At 43.5% G+C, this 18,812-nt stretch carries 18 protein-coding genes; 3 read left to right on the top strand and 15 right to left on the bottom strand.

Going from position 1 to position 18,812, the window contains the following annotated elements:
• Positions 1–28: 28 nt before the first annotated feature.
• On the bottom strand, positions 29–1,498 hold the full coding sequence (locus AB1L08_RS11615; RefSeq protein WP_413064822.1) for an aldehyde dehydrogenase family protein: 1,470 nt from the start codon (positions 1,496–1,498) through the stop codon (positions 29–31).
• Between the two features lie 199 nt (positions 1,499–1,697).
• Between AB1L08_RS11615 and AB1L08_RS11610 the strand changes: the two genes are divergently transcribed.
• Positions 1,698–4,511 carry an AfsR/SARP family transcriptional regulator gene (locus tag AB1L08_RS11610; protein WP_413064821.1) on the top strand — a complete coding sequence of 938 codons (2,814 nt, stop codon included), beginning with the start codon at positions 1,698–1,700 and terminating at the stop codon, positions 4,509–4,511.
• A gap of 553 nt (positions 4,512–5,064) precedes the next feature.
• On the opposite strand, the gene AB1L08_RS11605 is transcribed toward AB1L08_RS11610, so the two are convergent.
• The 3 genes from AB1L08_RS11605 to AB1L08_RS11595 form a co-directional block, all read right to left on the bottom strand.
• Positions 5,065–5,787 (bottom strand): amino acid ABC transporter ATP-binding protein, encoded by a 723-nt coding sequence (locus tag AB1L08_RS11605; protein WP_413064820.1) that lies wholly within the window; start codon positions 5,785–5,787, stop codon positions 5,065–5,067.
• Positions 5,784–6,440: an amino acid ABC transporter permease gene (locus AB1L08_RS11600; RefSeq protein WP_413064819.1), complete on the bottom strand. Its 657-nt coding sequence runs from the start codon at positions 6,438–6,440 to the stop codon at positions 5,784–5,786. Before AB1L08_RS11600 ends, AB1L08_RS11605 begins: the two co-directional genes overlap by 4 nt.
• 103 nt (positions 6,441–6,543) lie before the next feature.
• Positions 6,544–7,389 (bottom strand): basic amino acid ABC transporter substrate-binding protein, encoded by an 846-nt coding sequence (locus AB1L08_RS11595; protein ID WP_413064818.1) that lies wholly within the window; start codon positions 7,387–7,389, stop codon positions 6,544–6,546.
• Positions 7,390–7,655: 266 nt separating this feature from the next.
• Here AB1L08_RS11595 and AB1L08_RS11590 point away from each other — a divergent pair, with 266 nt between their 5' ends.
• Positions 7,656–8,108, top strand: coding sequence for a universal stress protein (locus AB1L08_RS11590; protein ID WP_413064817.1), 453 nt, complete (start codon positions 7,656–7,658; stop codon positions 8,106–8,108).
• 58 nt (positions 8,109–8,166) lie between these two features.
• On the opposite strand, the gene argH is transcribed toward AB1L08_RS11590, so the two are convergent.
• From argH to sppA, 11 genes are all read right to left on the bottom strand, one after another.
• Positions 8,167–9,537 carry an argininosuccinate lyase gene (argH, locus tag AB1L08_RS11585; RefSeq protein ID WP_413064816.1) on the bottom strand — a complete coding sequence of 457 codons (1,371 nt, stop codon included), beginning with the start codon at positions 9,535–9,537 and terminating at the stop codon, positions 8,167–8,169.
• Entirely contained in the window at positions 9,534–10,739 is a 1,206-nt protein-coding gene (locus AB1L08_RS11580; protein WP_413064815.1) for an argininosuccinate synthase, read from the bottom strand. Before AB1L08_RS11580 ends, argH begins: the two co-directional genes overlap by 4 nt.
• 161 nt (positions 10,740–10,900) lie before the next feature.
• Positions 10,901–11,407: a MogA/MoaB family molybdenum cofactor biosynthesis protein gene (locus AB1L08_RS11575; protein ID WP_413064814.1), complete on the bottom strand. Its 507-nt coding sequence runs from the start codon at positions 11,405–11,407 to the stop codon at positions 10,901–10,903.
• Complete coding sequence (locus AB1L08_RS11570; RefSeq protein WP_413064813.1) at positions 11,404–12,246, bottom strand: EcsC family protein; 843 nt, start codon at positions 12,244–12,246, stop codon at positions 11,404–11,406. Before AB1L08_RS11570 ends, AB1L08_RS11575 begins: the two co-directional genes overlap by 4 nt.
• Before the next feature lie 69 nt (positions 12,247–12,315).
• A complete protein-coding gene (locus tag AB1L08_RS11565) occupies positions 12,316–13,506 on the bottom strand; it encodes an acetate kinase (protein ID WP_413064812.1) in 1,191 nt (396 codons plus the stop codon).
• A 25-nt stretch (positions 13,507–13,531) separates the two neighbouring features.
• Positions 13,532–14,521: a class I SAM-dependent methyltransferase gene (locus AB1L08_RS11560; protein WP_413064811.1), complete on the bottom strand. Its 990-nt coding sequence runs from the start codon at positions 14,519–14,521 to the stop codon at positions 13,532–13,534.
• Between the two features lie 149 nt (positions 14,522–14,670).
• Positions 14,671–15,165, bottom strand: a complete 495-nt coding sequence (gene tpx / locus AB1L08_RS11555) for a thiol peroxidase (protein WP_413064810.1) — start codon at positions 15,163–15,165, stop codon at positions 14,671–14,673.
• 79 nt (positions 15,166–15,244) lie between these two features.
• A complete protein-coding gene (ytfJ, locus tag AB1L08_RS11550) occupies positions 15,245–15,706 on the bottom strand; it encodes a GerW family sporulation protein (RefSeq protein WP_413064809.1) in 462 nt (153 codons plus the stop codon).
• Entirely contained in the window at positions 15,612–16,295 is a 684-nt protein-coding gene (locus AB1L08_RS11545) for a DUF2953 domain-containing protein (RefSeq protein ID WP_413064808.1), read from the bottom strand. Before AB1L08_RS11545 ends, ytfJ begins: the two co-directional genes overlap by 95 nt.
• A 49-nt stretch (positions 16,296–16,344) precedes the next feature.
• On the bottom strand, positions 16,345–16,815 hold the full coding sequence (locus tag AB1L08_RS11540) for an RDD family protein (protein ID WP_413064807.1): 471 nt from the start codon (positions 16,813–16,815) through the stop codon (positions 16,345–16,347).
• Positions 16,816–16,830: 15 nt separating this feature from the next.
• Complete coding sequence (gene sppA / locus AB1L08_RS11535) at positions 16,831–17,835, bottom strand: signal peptide peptidase SppA (protein WP_413064806.1); 1,005 nt, start codon at positions 17,833–17,835, stop codon at positions 16,831–16,833.
• A gap of 136 nt (positions 17,836–17,971) precedes the next feature.
• On the opposite strand from sppA, the gene AB1L08_RS11530 reads away from it, so the two are divergent.
• Positions 17,972–18,775, top strand: coding sequence for an NAD kinase (locus AB1L08_RS11530; protein ID WP_413064805.1), 804 nt, complete (start codon positions 17,972–17,974; stop codon positions 18,773–18,775).
• The last annotated feature ends 37 nt before the right edge of the window (positions 18,776–18,812 follow it).

Below are 18,812 nucleotides of genomic sequence, written 5' to 3'. Positions count from 1 at the left end.
TGATGTGAAAATATATTGACAGTACGGCTCAAGCGCCATACCAATCGATCGCACCAGGATTCAAGTCCACCCATACGTGTTTCGTTTCGGTATACATGTCCATGGCCTGAACACCCAGCTCCCGGCCGAATCCGCTTTGTTTTGTGCCGCCGAATGGAGCGGCACTGTCGAGCAGGCTGTATGTATTGATCCAGACCGTTCCGGCTTTGAGGCCCCTTGCAATTCTGTGACCGCGTTTGATATCATTTGTCCAAATGCCGGCAGCCAGGCCATAAATCGTATCATTCGCTTTTCTTAATGCATCCTCTTCATCCTTGAATCGGATAACTGAAGCAACAGGGCCGAAAATTTCTTCCTGGGCAATTCTCATTTCATTGGACACATTTTCTAAAATCGTTGGTGTATAGAAATATCCATTTTCAGCAGCTAGCCTTTCTCCACCTGTAAGCAGCGAAGCACCGTCATCCAGACCTGCAGCCACATAATCTTCTATTCTTTCAAGCTGTGTCTCGGAAATTTGCGGTCCCATTTGCGTGGACATTTCCAATTGATTTCCAACCTTTATGGACTTTGCCTGTTTTATAAAGGCATCCATAAAGTCGTCATAGATGGAGTCCTGCACAAAAATGCGCGATCCTGCGGCACAAACTTGTCCTTGTGCAAAGTAAATGCCGAAAGCAGCCATTTTTACAGCGTTCTCAATATGTGCATCTTCAAAAATGAGATTGGGTGACTTTCCCCCAAGCTCAAGTGAGAGCGGTTTCAAGTTTTCGCTGGCTGCCTGCATGATGAATCGCCCTGTTGCCGTGGATCCGGTAAAGGCAATCTTGTCAATGCCCGGATGGGATGCCAATGCACTTCCTGCTTCTTTTCCAAAACCCGGTACAACGTTGACAACGCCGTCCGGTATGCCTGCTTCCTGAAAAATTTCCATGAGTTCAAGCAAACTGGAAGGTGTTTGCTCTGCCGGTTTAATGACAACCGTATTTCCCGCGGCCAGCGCCGGAGCAATTTTCCACATGGCCAACATCAGTGGGAAATTCCAGGGTACGATGGCACCGACCACTCCCAAAGGTTCCCGGAGAGTGTAATTGAGCCTGTCAGGCGGAGATGCCAATGTTTCACCCTGAACCTTATTGGCCAGGCCCGCATAAAACTCCAGCACATCAATCGTTGCCGGTATTGCGATAAACTGTGTTTCCTTGATCGTCAAACCGCATTCCCGGGATTCCACTTCGGATAGATACTCCAATTTTTCCCTCATTTTCAAGGCTGCCATAAACAGCAATCTTCCTCTTTCACCAGGTGGCATGTTTTTCCATTTGCTTGATTCAAACGCTTTTCTAGCCGCTTGGACTGCGCGGTCCACATCTTTCTTTCCGGCTTCCGCCACAACGGCATTCACCTCTCCCGTTCCGGGATTATACGTTTCAAACGTTTTTCCGGAATAAGCATCTGTCCATTTGCCATCAATAAACAGCTTGTATTCTTTTGTCATTGTCAATCTCCCTTCAAAGTTATATTGAATATGGTGAGAATTTAACTTAAACTAATAATAGATCAAAAGACTTACTGAAAACTTACAAAATTACTTACACATCAGAGCTGAAATTGACATTTACACTTGCAATGCTATTAAATGACAGCGGATACATACGGGAGGTTTTCATTGAATTACATATGAGAGGAGAATTGTAATGAAGATCGAGGAAAATAAATTACAAATGCCTGATTCCTCTCCATCTTTGATAAGAGACCGTTTGTTTGCCGAATTGGATCAATCCATTGACAATACTTCCTTGATTGTCGTCGCGGCAGACAGCGGTTATGGAAAAACGATGTTGATTTCAACTTATTTGCGAAAAAAAAACATTTCCACGGTATGGTATCAATTAGGAAATACCGATCGGTATGCCCACATTTTTCTCAGTTATTTGAAAGCAGGCATCTGTAAAGAGATGGATGTCGATGCTTCTCCCGCCATCATTCCTGCTGAAAGTACAGAGGATGAATGGGATGCTCTCCTCTCCCTGTTGTCAAAACGAACAGAGCCCCTCTTTCTTGTTTTTGACGACTATCAATGGGTTGATCAGAGCCCGGAAATTGAGCCGCTCATGATTGAATTAATAAACGCATCTTCGGCGGTCAAAGTGATAGTCATTAGCAGAGGCCGTCCCACATTGCCGATTGCTAGATTAAAAGTGGAGCGCAAATATAAAGAATTAACCACTTCGGATCTGGCATTTACCCTTGAGGAGACACGGAATTTTTTCAATGAAATGAATCAACTGCAACTCGAAGAGCAAGAAATCCAGTTTATCTTTGAAAGAACCGAAGGCTGGATCGCCAGTTACCAGCTAATCCTTGGAATGATTGGAAAGATGAACCATCAGGAGCGTTTTTCCTTATGGTCTTCTTTTCCAAACGTTCAGGACATTTATGATTATTTATCTGCGGAAGTTTTACAGGTGCAGCCAGATTACATCAAAGCTTTTTTATACAAAACCAGCCTGTTTTCCGAGCTGGATCCCGTGATTATTGATGAGTTTTTGGGAATAGATCATTCCGAAGACATATTAAACCATTTACTAAACCAGCATTTGTTCGTATACAGCGACCACCAGGGCATTATCCGTTATCATCGGCTTTTCCGGCAAGTGTTATATCAAAACTTTAAAGATATGAAGAAAGACGATTACAAGAAAGAACATATTAAACTTGCCGCGATTTATGAAAGCCGATATGAACTGATCAATGCCTTTGCACATTACACAATTGGAAAAGATTATTTTAAAGCGGCAAAAGTAATGGGATTGATCCGGGATCTGTATAATCCTGTAGAATCAATGCTCTTACTGGATGGCTGGCTTGAGGAAATTTCTGCAGGTGAATCATTTGCAAATAATACGTTATTTTTAATTCGCTGCGTTCCTCTTGCCACCTTACAAGAATTAACAACTCTATTTGAAGAAAATATATCCCTGTCCAAGAAAAAGAAAAATGAATTGTGGCTTTGTAATCTGCAACACCGCCTTGCCACTATTTATTTAATGCGCGGAGATATTGTAAGGGCTGAACATCTTTTCCAAGAATCATTAAAAAGCGCCGAGCAATTTCACGACCATGCCATGAGTGCATTAAATTTAATCCTGATTGCCGAGATTAATAGATATTTAAAAAAGTACGACACTGCCATTGAATATGTCAGAAAAGCCGTCATTGTTTCTGAAAAATACAGGATTGCGCATACAAGAATTCACTCTCTGGACACATTGGCAACCATTTATATGGATAAGGGAAATGTGGAAAAAGCGGCCCCTTGCATCCAAAAAGCGGCGACAATCTGCCAGGAGCAGGATAAATCCTCCCTGACTTTCATTTATACAACAATGGGCAGATTGTTCAGTATAAAAGGAGATTTCACTGAAGCAATTAAATGGGGAGAAAAAGCGGTAAGCATAGCGAAAAGCTTTAACAATGACTTTGACATTGGGTGGTCCAATCATGAGCTCGGGGAAAGTTACATGAAATGCGAGAAATTTAAAGAAGCGAAAAGCTGCTTGGAGAAAGCATATCGTGCATTTGCTTTATTTACACATTACCAGTGTATGGTTGGCATATCGATGTTCCACTTGTATAATTTGCTCGGCGATTCTGTGAGGGCAAAAGAAACATATCAAAAAATGAAAGACATTTGTCAAAAAAATAATTTTTATTGGCTCATCGACCGCCTAAGGACAAAAACAGAAGCCAAAGTGATAGACAAGCCCCAAAAACCTCTTGTCATTCAAACTCTTGGCCGTTTTCAAATTACGTATAATGAAAAGCCTGTCACGATTAAAAGGCATTCCAGCCTTCGCCTTCTTCAGTATTTTATTGCCCATTATCAGAAAAAAATAGAGAAAGACTTGATCATCGATTCCGTCTTCCCGGAAGGATCACTCGGAAACATGGACAATCTTTTTAACGTTTCCCTTTCCGTGCTGAGAAAAACGCTGGAACCTGGTCTTTCATCAGGCGTACACTCCCGCTTTATTAAGAGGCATGGAAACCAGTATGAGCTGGATGTGAGCGAAATCGATTTGGACATCCACCGGTTTATGGAGCTTGTTCGTGATAAAAGGAATATCAAAAACTTGAAAAAAGCGGAAGAATTGTACAAGGGCGACTTTTTGGAGGAATATCCATACGAAACGTTTTTAGAACAGGAGCGGGAATATTTCAGAAAAACGTATATCCAGACTGCCCGTACGATTGCATTGTACGAATACGAAAAAAAAGATGTACAGAATTGTTTTAGGCTGTATGAAAAAATGATCAGCCGTGATCCGTTTGATGAGGAACTTTGTTTTGAATACATTGAGCTGCTGCTGCGGGAAAACAAAGTTTCAAAAGCAACCCATACCGCCCAAAAAATGAAACTCTTATTTGAAAATGAAATGGGAATTTGCATCGAAGCACAGCTGAAGGATATATTTTCAAAGTACAAAATACAACAGGCTTACACATAACGGAAAAAGTAAAAATGGTACTGGTGGACAGGTTACTGAAAAAAACAAGAAATCGACCATAATAGAGCCGTTTTAAAAAAAAAGAGAGATGATTAAATGTTGAGATATATATTCATGTTTATTTTATTAACACCGATTAATTATTTTATTATAGAAGATTTATCGTTTGTTGATTCTATTCAAATTTCTGTTTTAGTTTTAGTCTTTATGATCTTGATGGATTTGTACGATAAAAAAAAGAAAAGCTAATCCACAGTATAAGTGGTTGAGTGTTACCCTAGCGTGACACTCTTTTTAATTTGAATATCGACTATATGCATGGTTTTGTATTGATATGTGGGAAACTCCAAAAAATGTTGTGCACGAATTCAGCACGATATGCACTAAAATTTGATTTATTTGCACGAATCCATTATTTGAATCCTTACATGCAAGACTGGGGCAAAATCCGGCAAAAATCAAAAAACCGCAAGAAATCAAATTTGAAAACCTTGATTTCTTGCGGTTACTTTCGGGACTTAAACGCATTTCAATGATTTTTTATTTATGTTTTTTACAATATCTTGCTCAAAAAGGCTTTCGTCCGTTCATGCTGTGAATTGCTGAATAGTTGATTAGGTTCATTTTCTTCCACAATATAACCGTCATCCATAAAAATCACCCGATCACCGACTTCACGGGCGAAGCCCATTTCATGTGTGACGACGATCATGGTCATGCCGTCTTTAGCCAGCTGCTTCATGACTTCCAAAACTTCGCCGACCATTTCGGGGTCCAGGGCGGACGTTGGTTCATCAAACAGCATGACTTTTGGTTCCATGGCCAAAGCGCGGGCAATGGCGACCCGTTGCTTTTGGCCGCCGGAAAGTGAATCCGGGTAAGCGGACGCTTTTTCGGAAAGGCCTACCTTGGCCAGCAGGTCGACCGCTTTTTGCTCGGCTTCCTGTTTCGACAGGCCTTTTACATGAATCGGGGCCATTGTAATGTTTTCCAAAATCGTTTTGTGCGGAAACAAATTAAAGTGCTGGAAGACCATGCCGACATTTTTGCGGACTTCATTGATGTCCGTTTTTTTATTGGTCAAGTCTTTGCCGTCGACGATCACTTGTCCTCCAGTGACGGCTTCAAGCAGATTGAGGCAGCGTATGAACGTTGATTTCCCGGAACCCGAAGGGCCGATTATCACGACCACTTCCTGCGGCTTTACTTCAAGCGTGATATCTTTAAGAACTTCGTTGTTGCCAAAGGATTTTTTTAAATTTTTTACAGAGATCATTCCATCCTCATTCTCCTTTCAATATAGTTCATTAGCTGTGTTAAAGAAAGAGTGAGGATGAGGTAAATAATGGCGACTGTAATATACGGTTCCCATACGCGAATGTGTGCCCCCTGTGCCGCACGCCCCCAATACATCAATTCGGGGGCAGCGATAATGGCCGCCAATGATGTTTCTTTTAACAATACAATAAATTCATTACCGAGAGGAGGGATCATCCGCTTGATTGCCTGCGGCAAAATAACGAGTTTCATCGCTTGGTTATGGCTCATTCCGAGAGAACGAGCCGCTTCCATTTGCCCCTTGTCAATCGATTGGATTCCTGCGCGAAAAATTTCCGCAATGTACGCCGAAGCGTTAAGAGAAAGGGCAATGATGGCAGATACAATAGGATTGGCTGGCGTCATAAAGAGCGGTACAACCCCAAAGTGGATGAGCAATAATTGTACGAGAAAAGGGGTTCCCCGGAAAAAGTTAATATACCAAACAAAGGGAAAACGGACGGCAGGCGTGTTGGCCATCTTTCCCAATCCAATCACCAAACCCAAAATCACACCGATTGAGATACCGGCGATCGTTAAGCCCAACGTTAATAAGGTACCTTTTAAAAAGAATGGAAGATATTCTGCGATAATGTCATAGCGAATGTTCAATGGTTTTCACCTTTCTTTATTAACCAATTCCAATCGACTGATCTTTTCATTGTCTAACCGAAAAAAAGCGGCCATCCATCCGCTCATGGACAGCCGCATGTGATTATTCTTTCGCTGCTTTACGGAGAGCTTCAATATCCGGCTCGGCACCATCAAACCATTTTTTATAAATTTCGGCGTACTTGCCGTTCTCAAATAATGCATCAAGTGCTTTATCAAATTCAGGTTTTAATTCGCTGCCTTTTTTAAAGGCGATTCCGTAATGTTCAATGGCAAATGCCTTGTTATCGGTGATTGTCTGAATGTTGCTGTCAGGATATTTTTTCTGATATTCTTCGGCGACCGCTTTATCCGTTACGACGACGTCCACATTGTCACTGAGCAGGGCCTGGAACATGAGTGCGGCAGATTCATATTTGGAAATATCCGGAGAGTTCTCACCTACAACGGCTTCTGCGTTAAATTGTCCTGTCGTGCCATTTTGCACGCCAATTTTCTTGCCTTTTAAATCTTCTGCACTCTTAATATCAGTTCCTTCTTTAAAGGCAATCATACCGATCGATTCGAAGTACGGATCGGAGAAGTCATACGTTTTCAGGCGATCTTTTGTGATCGTGATGCCCGCCATGCCGATATCAATCTGTCCGCCCTGCAATCCTGCAAGCATGGCGTCCCACCCCGTATTTTCAATTTTGACTTCATATCCGGCTTCTTCGGCAACCGCGTTCAGCAAGTCCACATCAAACCCGGTTACCTTGCCTTTTTCCATAAATTCAAACGGAATAAAAGTTGCCTCTGTACCAACATTCAATACTTTTTTATCCTCTGATTTTGGCGCCTCTTTGGACTCACCCTGCTTGGCGTCCCCGCCACCGCCGCCGCAGGCTGCCAAAAGCAGGGCAGAGCCGGCCATGATGGCCATGAAAGATTTTTTAAAAGAATAATTCACTGTCGGTCCTCCTCTATATACTGTCATACCTTGATGAAAAATGCGAAAATGTTACCTTATAAAATAATAGCTTGTAATTGTTTTATAATCAATATATTCCTTGCATGGTTTTACAATTGCCACATTTTTATATGGCATACAATTTTAAGAATAGCTTTAGATGGACTATCGTTTTTTTTGTTCCCAAAATTTTCATGTTTAATAGCACAAAAAAGAGAAAAATTTGTTCAAAAATGTTAAAATAATGAGAAAGGAGGCGTTTTATAATGGAATTGTCTTACAAAAACATTCTTGTTGCAGTTGATGGATCAAAGCAGGCAGAATGGGCATTTAAAAAAGCGGTACAAATTGCAAAAAGAAACAATAACGCAAAGCTGAACCTTATCCATGTTGTCGATACCAGGTCGTATGGGGCTATTGAAGCCTATGACCCAACGATGGCGGAAAGGGCAAAAGCCTATGCTGAGGAGCTGCTCGACGGATACCGAAAAGAAGCCGAAGCCCAGGGCTTGACAAATGTTCATACGGTGATTGAACATGGGTCTCCGAAAGTCGTTATTTCAAAAGAAGCGGCTAAAGAATTAAATGCCGATCTGATTGTTTGCGGTGCTACAGGTCTTAACGCGGTTGAACGTTTCTTGATCGGAAGCGTGTCCGAAAACATCACACGCTCCGCAAAATGCGATGTCCTCGTCGTCAGGACGGAAGTTGACGAATAATTCTTACTTGGCTTATTTCCATGAAAAGAGCGTTATCCCGAAGGGGGAAACGCTCTTTTTATATTAGTTTTTTTGCCTGTTCCAGCTGTATTTTCACCTGGGAAAATCCTGTGCCGCCATAGGAATTTCTTCTTCTTACCGCTTCTGTCGGTGACAGTACGGCATAAACGTCATCGGAAATTTCACCGCAGGCTTCCTTGAATTCTTCCAAAGAGAGATCCAATAAATAGCAGTTTTTATTAATGCAATACAGCACAAGCTTACCGACGATTTCATGCGCTTCACGGAACGGGATTCCTTTTGCCGCCAGATAGTCTGCCAGCTCGGTTGCATTGGAAAAATCTTGGTTGACTGCCTCTTTCATGACGTCTTTGTTTACAGTCATCGTTTCAATCATTCCTGAAAAAATTTTCAACGAGCCGATCATCGTATGGACGGTATCAAACATGCCTTCTTTATCTTCCTGCATGTCTTTGTTGTATGTCAAAGGCAAACCCTTTAAAATCGTCAGCATGGAAATCAGATTTCCGAACACTCTTCCGCTTTTTCCCCGGATCAGCTCTGCCATATCGGGATTTTTCTTCTGCGGCATGATGCTGCTCCCCGTTGCATACGTATCATCAAGCTCAATAAAGCTGAACTCTTTGCTTGACCAAAGAATGATTTCCTCGGCCAGTCTTGTCAAATGTGTGATCGTCAAAGCGGAGTTGCTCAAAAATTCTACAATAAAATCGCGGTCGCTGACTGCATCCATACTATTTTCATATACGCCGGAAAAGCCGAGAAGTTCCGCAGAGAAATGGCGGTCGATCGGAAAAGTCGTTCCGGCCAATGCGCTGGCTCCCAATGGAGATATGTCGATTCTTTTCAAGCTCTCTTCGAAACGCTGTTTATCGCGCTCCAGCATCCAAAAATAAGCCAATAAATGATGGCCAAATGAAACAGGCTGCGCTCTTTGTAAATGCGTATAGCCCGGGAGAATGGTTTCCACGTTCTTTTCTGCCTGTTTTACGAGAGACGACTGCAATTCTTTTACATGCTCAATGATCATCTTGACCTGCTTTTTCAGATATAAATGCATATCGGTTGCCACCTGGTCGTTGCGGCTTCTTCCCGTATGAAGCTTGCCACCGGCGGGACCGATTTCTTCAATGAGCATTTTCTCCAGGTTTAAATGGATATCCTCTTCGGAAACGGAATATTCCAGTTCTCCAGCTTGTGCTCTTTCCTTCAGCTTTAACAGGCCGGCTTGAATCCGCTCACTTTCACCCTGTGTTAAAATACCTGTCTTGCCGAGCATTTTCACATGTGCGAGCGAGCCTTCAATATCTTCCAAAACCAATTGCTGATCAAAGGAGATGGAGGCCCCAAACTCCTCGATCCATTGCTCTGGCGTCTTGGAAAAGCGGCCTCCCCATAATTTTTTCATTGTTTCACTTTTTCCTTTTTATTTACTGAGCTGTGTACTTCGGTCGGCAACCCCCAGAGCTTAATGAAGCCGACAGATGCAGATTGGTCAAACTCGTCTTCTGCTGTATACGTAGCAAGTTTTTCATTGTAAAGCGAGTTCGGTGATTTTCTGCCTTCTACAATCGCATGGCCTTTGAACAGTTTTACACGTACAGTTCCGTTGACATACTGCTGTGTTTCTTTCAGGAATGCCTGCAGAGCCGGTGTAAGCGGAGAGAACCATAGGCCTTCATAAATGAGCTCTGTCAATTTCTTGCTGATGATTGGCTTGAAGTGGCCGATATCTTTTACAAGTGTCAAATCTTCCAACTCTTTGTGGGCTGTCAGCAAAGTCATGGCCCCCGGACATTCGTACACTTCGCGGGACTTGATGCCGACAAGTCTGTTTTCGACATGGTCAATTCTTCCGACGCCGTGTTTTCCGGCAACAGTATTCAAATAGAGGATTAAATCACTTAAATTATATTTTTCGCCGTCAATGGCAACAGGCACGCCTTTTTCAAATTCAATTTCAATTACTTCCGCCTGATCGGGTGTATCTTCGAGCTCCGCCGTCAATTCATACGCATTTTTAGGCGGCGCCGCCCATGGATCTTCCAAAATGCCGCACTCGTTGCTTCTCCCCCAAAGGTTTTGGTCAATGGAGAACGGGCTGTCCAAATCAATCGGAATGGGGACACCTTTCTCTTTCGCATATTCGATTTCTTCTTCACGCGACCAGCTCCAGTCGCGTACCGGCGCCAATACTTCGAGGTCTGGATTCAACGCTTTAATGGAAACTTCAAAACGCACCTGGTCGTTTCCTTTTCCCGTACAGCCGTGGGCGACTGCATCTGCATTTTCTTTTTCCGCCACTTCAACGAGCTTTTTCGCAATTAACGGTCTGGACAAAGCAGAAACGAGCGGGTATTTTTTTTCATACAAGGCATGCGCCTGAAGTGCAGGAAGCACAAATTCGTGGGCAAATTCTTCTTTTGTATCAATCATATAGCTTTTGACCGCACCCATTGTCAGAGCTTTTTCTTTAATAAAATGCAGGTCTTTCCCCTCGCCGACATCGAGGCAGCAAGCTATTACATCATATCCTTGATCAATGAACCATTTTACGGCAACAGAGGTGTCCAACCCCCCGGAATAAGCGAGAACAACTTTCTTTTTCACAACAAACCCTCCGCTTGAAAGTGTATAGTTATACAAAAATATTTATATTTAATCATTAACTATAAGAGATAATAACATATATTTTGCTATTGTACAATACTTATTCATCATTATGTATAAAAATAATAAAGGGACACACGAAAATGAAGTGGTCCCTTTCATTATTTTTGTATTTCCCTTATGACATGCCCCAATTCTGCCAAGATTAATTTTTCCATGGCCAGCTTGACGGCCCCGGTTGATCCGGGCATGATAAAAACCGCTTTATTCCGGTAGACGCCTGCCGCTGCCCTTGAAAGTATGGCGGCTGGGCCAATATCCTCCAAATAGCTGATCATCCGAAACAGTTCACCGAAGCCCACAATTTCTTTATCAAACAAGGGAACGAGCGTTTCAATGGTGACATCGCGTTTGGCAATTCCCGTACCGCCGTTAAGAATGACGGCATGTACTGCCGGTCGTTGGACAGCTTTATCGAATGCTGCCTGAATGGCCGCTCCGTCATCCCTGGCAATTTCATAATGCCCGATTGAATGACCGTGTTCCAATAAGAGCTCTTTTATTAATTTGCCGCTTTTGTCCGTTTCTTCCGTTCTTGTGTCGCTGATCGTGATGACGGCACAGTTGACTGATCGCGGTGCTTCTTTTTTATGTTCGTCAACGCTCATAGTTCTCCACCATTTTTTTGCAGTAAATGTTTATATTGGTAATATTTCAGAGCGAAATCCGTAATCTTTCTCGTCGCCCTGTAATTAATGCCTGCACCGATCACCATGGAAAGCAGCGGCTGCCCGGATATTTTTTTCTTTGCAAACATAACAATCAGCGCGATCTTTAACACTTGTTTCAACGGCTCATCAATCCACGACTGGTCCGTCACCCGTTCGGGAATATCATAGTAATATTCCTCTCCCTCTTTCTTCAAATCATTCATCAAATCTTCCCAGCCAAACATTTTGAGGCGGTCGGGCATTGTGGCCGTATGGTACACCTTCAGTGTTTCAAGCAGGCCTGCAGGCGACTGGACATCATAACCGAACGACATCGCCGTCAGTTGGATGGCCCGCAGGTTAATGACAAGCATGGCCAGAAAGTCACTGCTCACCCATACCGCTTTCCCCGATCCGGTCATCCCGCCCTGGATGAGGGAGTAAAGCCGGTGCCTTGCAGCCTGCTGTTCGGCCAAATATGTCAGCTTGTCCACGGAAAGTTTTCTCAAATCAGCCAACGTATAAATATCCCCGCTCATCGATCTGGCGGCGCTCAATATTCTTTCAGGCGCCTCGGACTGCAGTTGTGAGCCCCGAAGCAATGAGTTTAAATGAAAAAGCCATCCGTCCACTTTTTCAAAAAATTGGATTTGCAATGAATCAGGCAATAATGAAAAAGCTTGGTCAATCCATTTATCGTATGCGTTCTGAAAATCAGTCGATTCATATTCAAACAACGATTGGCGCCATTCTTGTAACTCTTCCCAAACAACTTCATCTCTTTTTGTCCAATCCATTGCAACCATCCCTTCATCTTGTTTATTTTTAAGTATAGAAAATCAGGCGTAAAAACACAAAAAATCCATTCAAGGAATCGCAAGGCGCATGACATCGCGCGCAATCATGAGTTCCTCATTCGTCGGTATGACCAGTACTTTTACCGGTGAATGCGGGTAGTTAAGAAAGGCCTCTTTACCGCGGATTTTATTTAAATCCGGATCCCAATACACGCCCATGAATTGAAGGCCGCTCAACACTTTCGCGCGGATGACCTCGCTGTTTTCCCCTATTCCGGCGGTAAAAATGATCGCATCCACTCCTGACATGCGGGCAGCATAAGAGCCGAGATATTTATGGATGCGGTTCGCAAATATATCCAATGCAAGTTCCGCACGGCGATTCCCTCTGCCCGCTTCCAATTCGATATCACGAAGGTCGCTTGAAAATCCTGAAAGACCGAGGAGGCCGGACTTTTTATTCAATATATCCAATATTTCGTCTGCAGATGCTCCCGTTTTTTCTATTAAATAGGGAATGAGAGCAGGATCGATATTACCTGATCTTGTCCCCATTGTCACCCCTGCAAGCGGAGTGAAGCCCATCGATGTGTCGATCGACTTCCCCTCTTTGATGGCGGCGATGCTCGCTCCGTTGCCAAGGTGGCAAGAGATCAGGCGGAGCTGTTCCAGGGGCCTCCCAAGAAGCTCGGCCGCACGCTGTGACACATATTTATGGGAAGTGCCATGAAAGCCATATTTTCGAATACCGTATTTTTGATAATACTCATATGGAAGACTATATAAGTAGGAGCTTTCAGGCATCGTTTGGTGGAATGCCGTATCAAAAACAGCCACCTGCGGAACAGACGGGAGGACTTTTTGAAATTTTTTTATTCCTGCAATATTCGCCGGGTTGTGCAATGGAGCGAGTTCTGTCAGTTTCTCCATTTTTTCTAGCGTTCCCGGTGTAACGAGCACCGAATCCAGAAAGACTTCCCCGCCGTGCACAACTCTGTGGCCAATCCCGTCCACTTCCTCCGGAGAATCAATTGCTCCGTTTGCCATCAAGCGGTCAAGCAGAAATTTTATGGCTGTTTCATGATTGGGAATATCTAATTTTTCCTTTTCCCTGACTCCCCCAATGGTCATCGCTGCCTGACCGTTTGGCAAACCAATTCTTTCCACTATTCCCTTGCCGATTACTTTTTCCTGCGGCATGTCGAAAAGCTGAAACTTGAGTGAAGAGCTGCCCGCATTGACAGCAATGACTTTAGCCAACGAATATCATCCTTTTGCGCTCTGTTTAATGATTTTCCTGAAACCATTTTTCCATTTTGATGAATATTTTGTCCAACGCTTCTTTATTGGACAGTTTAGGAAGGGCAGCCAACAGCACCTCTTTCGGAGGCTTGATCCCGGGCTTCTTTTTTTGAATGATGAAAATGCTTTTTGCCGCCTGACTGTTTGCGAACATGGAAAACGGCAATTGCAAGACCGCCTGAATGTATGCCGTTTCTTTTAAAAACTGATGCAGCCTTGGTGCTTCTTCTGTTTCAAACAAATCGTTTGGAATAAGGAAAAATAAATACCCGCCCGGCTTTGTATAGTTCAGCCCCTGTTCAATAAAAAGATGATGCGCATAAGAGTGCCCCTCATCTCTTTTTAGTTTGAATTCGGCAGCCCGTTCATCGTTTGGATAGTAGCCGACAGGCAGGTCGCAAACGACGGCATCAACCGGGTCGATCAACAAAGGACCGAGCCCGTCCTGATTGAAAAACTCGATCGGGTGCTGCAGCAAATTTGCCCCGGCATATGCCAGCCTGATCAGAATATCGTCTATTTCAACGGCATAAGCATGCATGGCAACGTCCGGATCTGTTCTGTTTAAAATCGTAGTCAGCAAGTTTCCTGTCCCAGCAGCGGGATCAAGCAAGCGAATCTCATTTTGCCCGTTCATAAATTTATGGAGCAAGTAGCTGATAAAATATCCGATCGTATCCGGTGTCATCTGGTGATTCTGCTGGACGTGTTTTTTCATGCCTTTTAAAATGGCAAATTGGTATGCCTTGCGGATTTCCTCATTGTTGTAGGAAGACAGCTGAACCTCAGAATATTTTTTCGCCAATCTTTTTTCGGTGAGCTCACTCAGTTTATTTTGCATGACATCATGATGAAATAGGTTATCCCCTGTTTCAGCAAGAGCTTCCAGGTAGGTGCAGTTTAACTCTTCTTGTAATATTTCGGCTGTTTCATTGATTACTTCAAACAGCTTTTCCATTGGAAATTTTTTCAAATGTTTTTACCTCCCGGCGAGAAACTACTCTTTTTATTTTATCTTTGCAGCGTCTTGTAAACAAGGAATTGGCGTTGCGTAACACATTTCTCCTTAACGGTCTTCATTATTCAAAAAAAAATCCCCTGTAAAAGGGGATTCAGCCATCGTTACCTTGCATTTTTTACAGCCTCAATGGCTGCTTCATAGTTCGGATGGTTCGTGACTTCGCTTACATATTCGGCATAGGTAATTTGATCATTGCTGTCAATGACGAAGACGCTGCGCGCAAGGAGCCTGAATTCCTTCATGACAACACCGTAGGCTTGTCCAAAAGAAAGGTCACGGTGGTCCGAGAAAATTTTGGCATCATCAAGGCCGTTCTCCTGGGCCCATCGTTTTTGGGCGAACGGCAAGTCTGCCGAAATTGTTAAAACCTGCGCGTTTTTCAGGGCTGTTTCTTCGTTGAACCGTTTTGTTTGTACGGCACATACTCCCGTATCCACGGACGGGACAACACTAATAACGCGCACTCCGCTGAAATCGCTTAATTTCACTTCTGACAAGTCTTGCGCCAAAACGGTAAATTCAGGTGCTTTATCCCCCGGCCTGACTTGATTTCCCTCAAGTGTAACCGGATTGCCGCCAAATGTTACTGCTGCCATCAACATTCCCCCTTATCGATTGTATCTCCTATCATGATGGATTTTTTTCTGAATAGCAAGAAAAAAATGTCAGAAACAGCTAAATATGATAATCCAATTTTTTATCCGTTTGTTCTCCTTCGGAAGACTGCTTGTTCTTGGACGACTGGCTGCTCTTCATAAGTAATTGGACTTTTTCAATGGCTGCGGGAGCCATGTCCATCATTTTTTCAAATAAATGTGTATTTTGTTCGAGGTGAAGCATGTTGACGCCGTGGGAATTAACGACCAAAAAGGCAATCGGCGTAATGGACACTCCCCCGCCGCTTCCACCCCCAAAGGGCAGGTCCGAAGATTCGTCATCAAAATCTCCTTCGGATTTGCTTCCCGGCGAAAATTCGCTTCCCCCCATGGCAAATCCGAATCCTACTTTGGATACCGTTAAAATTACCCCGCCATCAGGGGTTTCAACCGGATCGCCGATGATCGTGTTTACATCGATCATTTCTTTTAAATTCTCCATGGCCGTTGTCATTAAACCTTTGATTGGATGTTCCATCATCTGTCCTCCCGTCTTTTAATTTTTTCCGTTGTACATATATTTGCAACATCGTCCATATAGCTTTTCCTGTCCGAATGGATACCATACATGAGAGGTTCGTTTCCGCACAATTGGATTGAAAGCAAGGGTCGAGGGTCATTTGCGGTTCGCATTTCATGCAGGACAGATTTTTCAGCCAGGCCGCAGCCACTCCTTTCAGAATCCAAACAATGCCGCACAATGTTCCCGCGGATGCGGCATCGTCAAGGCCGACTCTGGAGTACCAAACAAAGCGGCGAATGCTAAACTTATTGAGCTGCTTCAACAAAAAAGGACGCATTTCTTTCATTCGTTCAAAACCGGATTGTTCAGGCAGGCGAAAAAATACTTCTGCTGCTGCTTCTTCGTTTTCCGTTCGTTTGATCAACAACTCCTTTATATCCACTTGCTTCTTGACCCGAATCAATCCATATAAAAAACGTATATGTATGGCTAAAATACATTCGGAGAGATTGGCCTTAAGCTGAATGGCCGTTTTTACATTAGACAGTAAGATGACAGGAACGAAAATCACTGCGATGATCGCCATGATAATGAAAACCGTACTCATAATCTACCTCCGGCACCAGTGTTTCCGAAAGAAAAAAAAATAAACCTGCCTAATCGAAGGCAGGTTTTATTCCGTTAGAACGTTCATGAATAACGGTTGTATCGGCAAACAAATCGTGCAGCGCCTGTTTCTTCGGCGTGAAAGCGGCAATGATGTACAGAATTTGAAAAGTGGCGGAAATATAACGCCCGATCCATTCGCGGAAAATGACCGTTCCCCAGCTGAGGCTATTGCCATTGAGCGGAACGACTTTCAATCCAAAGACCATTTTTCCGAGTGTCTGCCCAAAATATTTCGTCATTACCACAAAATACAAGTAAAATACTGCGGCTGTCGCCATGTTAATCGGGGTAAAAATGCCGCTTGCTTCGAGGGAAAGATCGAAAAGGCGAAACACCGGTTTGATGAGAATTCCGTTGATCCCCGCTATTACCAGCAAATCAAGCAAATAAGCCCAAAAACGCATCCAGAAGCCGCCATATTGCCAAGTTGCGCTGTAATCATGCTGCAGTTCATCCATTCATTGCCACCTCCATTAATGCGTATATAAGTACATCAGCCGGGGGGAGTTCGGCTTGTTTAAGACGTGAAGAAACTCGTTCACCCCTGATGACTTTCCGGATATTTTTTCGGCAGCCATGCTAAATAGCGAACCAAACCCAGTCGAAGCTGTCAATTTAATGACTTCAGCCCCCTGTAATTTATGGTCCTTTTTCAATGACTTGATGGCATCTTCATCATATCCAAATTCATCGATCAAATTCAGTTCCTTTGCCTGGTACCCATCATAGATGCGGCCATCGGCAATTTTCCGGACATCTTTTTCAGACATCCCCCTGCCTTCGGCAATCACCTTGACAAAACCGTTATAGGCGTTATTGACCATGCCTTGCAAAATTTCTTCTTCTTCTTTGGTCATCTCCCTGGAGGGGCTCATAATGTCTTTATACTTTCCGCTCTTGATCGTCTTATAATCGATCCCGATGTTGTCGGCAAACTTCGTGTAATTTAAACTTTGCATAATAACCCCGAGAGAGCCGGTCATCGTTTCCGGGCTTGCGAAGATTTTATCGGCCGATGCCGATATGTAATATCCTCCCGACGCTGCCATCGATCCCATCGAAACATAAACGGGTTTCTTCGTTTCTTTTTGAATTTCGACTATTTTGTCATGAATTTCAGCGGATTCTTTTGTTCCTCCACCCGGGCTGTTTACACGCAGGACAATCCCTTTAATACTGTTATCGTCCTTCACCTGATTCAATTGCTTCATAAAATCTCTGTGAAAATACCCTTCCGACAAAAAGGATGGCGTCTCTCCCGTATCCTGAATGACCCCGTCAACGTTTAGAACGGCAATCCGTTTTGTCGGATCTCCGGATTCCACAATCTCTTCTTCAAACGTCTCGCCGGCCAAAATATTGTCCTTAAACATTTTCGAAAAGTCACCAAATACAAATGCACTGGCCATGTTCACCATGATGGACACAAAAAATACTCCGGCCGCAATTCCAAGTGCAGCCCATCTTTTTCCAGTCATCTAATTTCCTCCTTCCGTTCTTACATACGTTAAAACCTTCCCCTGGGTTTCATTTTCATGGTAAACTAAAATCCCACAAACAACAATGTAACAAATAAACATGAAGAAAGTAAAAGGGAGAAAGGAGAGTCGTTACATGCCCCGGAAAAATATTTACTTTTTCTATAAATATACCTTTTATCAAAACGACAAAACAGCCAGTTCCAAAATAGACGTTCTTCATGAGACGGTAGAAAGGCATGGTTTCACCCCCGTTGAAAATGCGAAAGAAGCCAATATTATCGCAGCCATTGGGGGAGATGGGACTTTTCTGCAGGCAGTCCGAAAAACGGGCTTCCGACAGGACGTTCTTTATATCGGAATTGATGATGACCGTTTCCGCGGGCTTTATTGCGATTTTCAAATAGACGATCTGCACGGAATGATCGACGCCATGACGATGGAACAAATGGAGGTAAGAAAATATCCTGTCATCAAGGTCGAAATTGATAAAGAAGGTTCCTTTTTTTGCTTAAATGAATTTACAATCCGTTCGGCGATTATTAAAACGCTCGTCCTTGAAGTGTTTATCGACGGTTTTCATTTTGAAACTTTCCGGGGGGACGGGATGATCATTGCCACACCGACAGGGAGTACGGCTTATAACAAATCTGTAAGGGGAGCCGTCGTTGACCCGCTCCTGCCTTGTCTTCAAGTCAATGAATTGGCATCAATTAACAGCAACCGCTACCGGACGCTCGGCTCTCCTTTTATATTGGGCAAAGACAGGAAACTGACATTAAAAATGGCCCAAAGCGGCAATGATTATCCGACAATGGGCATGGATAACGAGGCTGTAAGCATTCAGCACGTGAAAGAAATTGAAGTTCAATTGAGTGACCGCCATATTAAAACCGTTAAACTAAACATACATGACCGGCGGGTCACAAACTTGGCATGAAAATGTTTCCAGCCAATAGTTCCCAGCACAAGCCTCC

Source organism: Siminovitchia jepli (genome assembly GCF_047228825.1).
GTDB lineage: Bacteria > Bacillota > Bacilli > Bacillales > Bacillaceae_C > Siminovitchia.
Note: the sequence above shows the minus strand (reverse complement) of the source record. Positions and strands in the feature narration are given on the sequence as shown.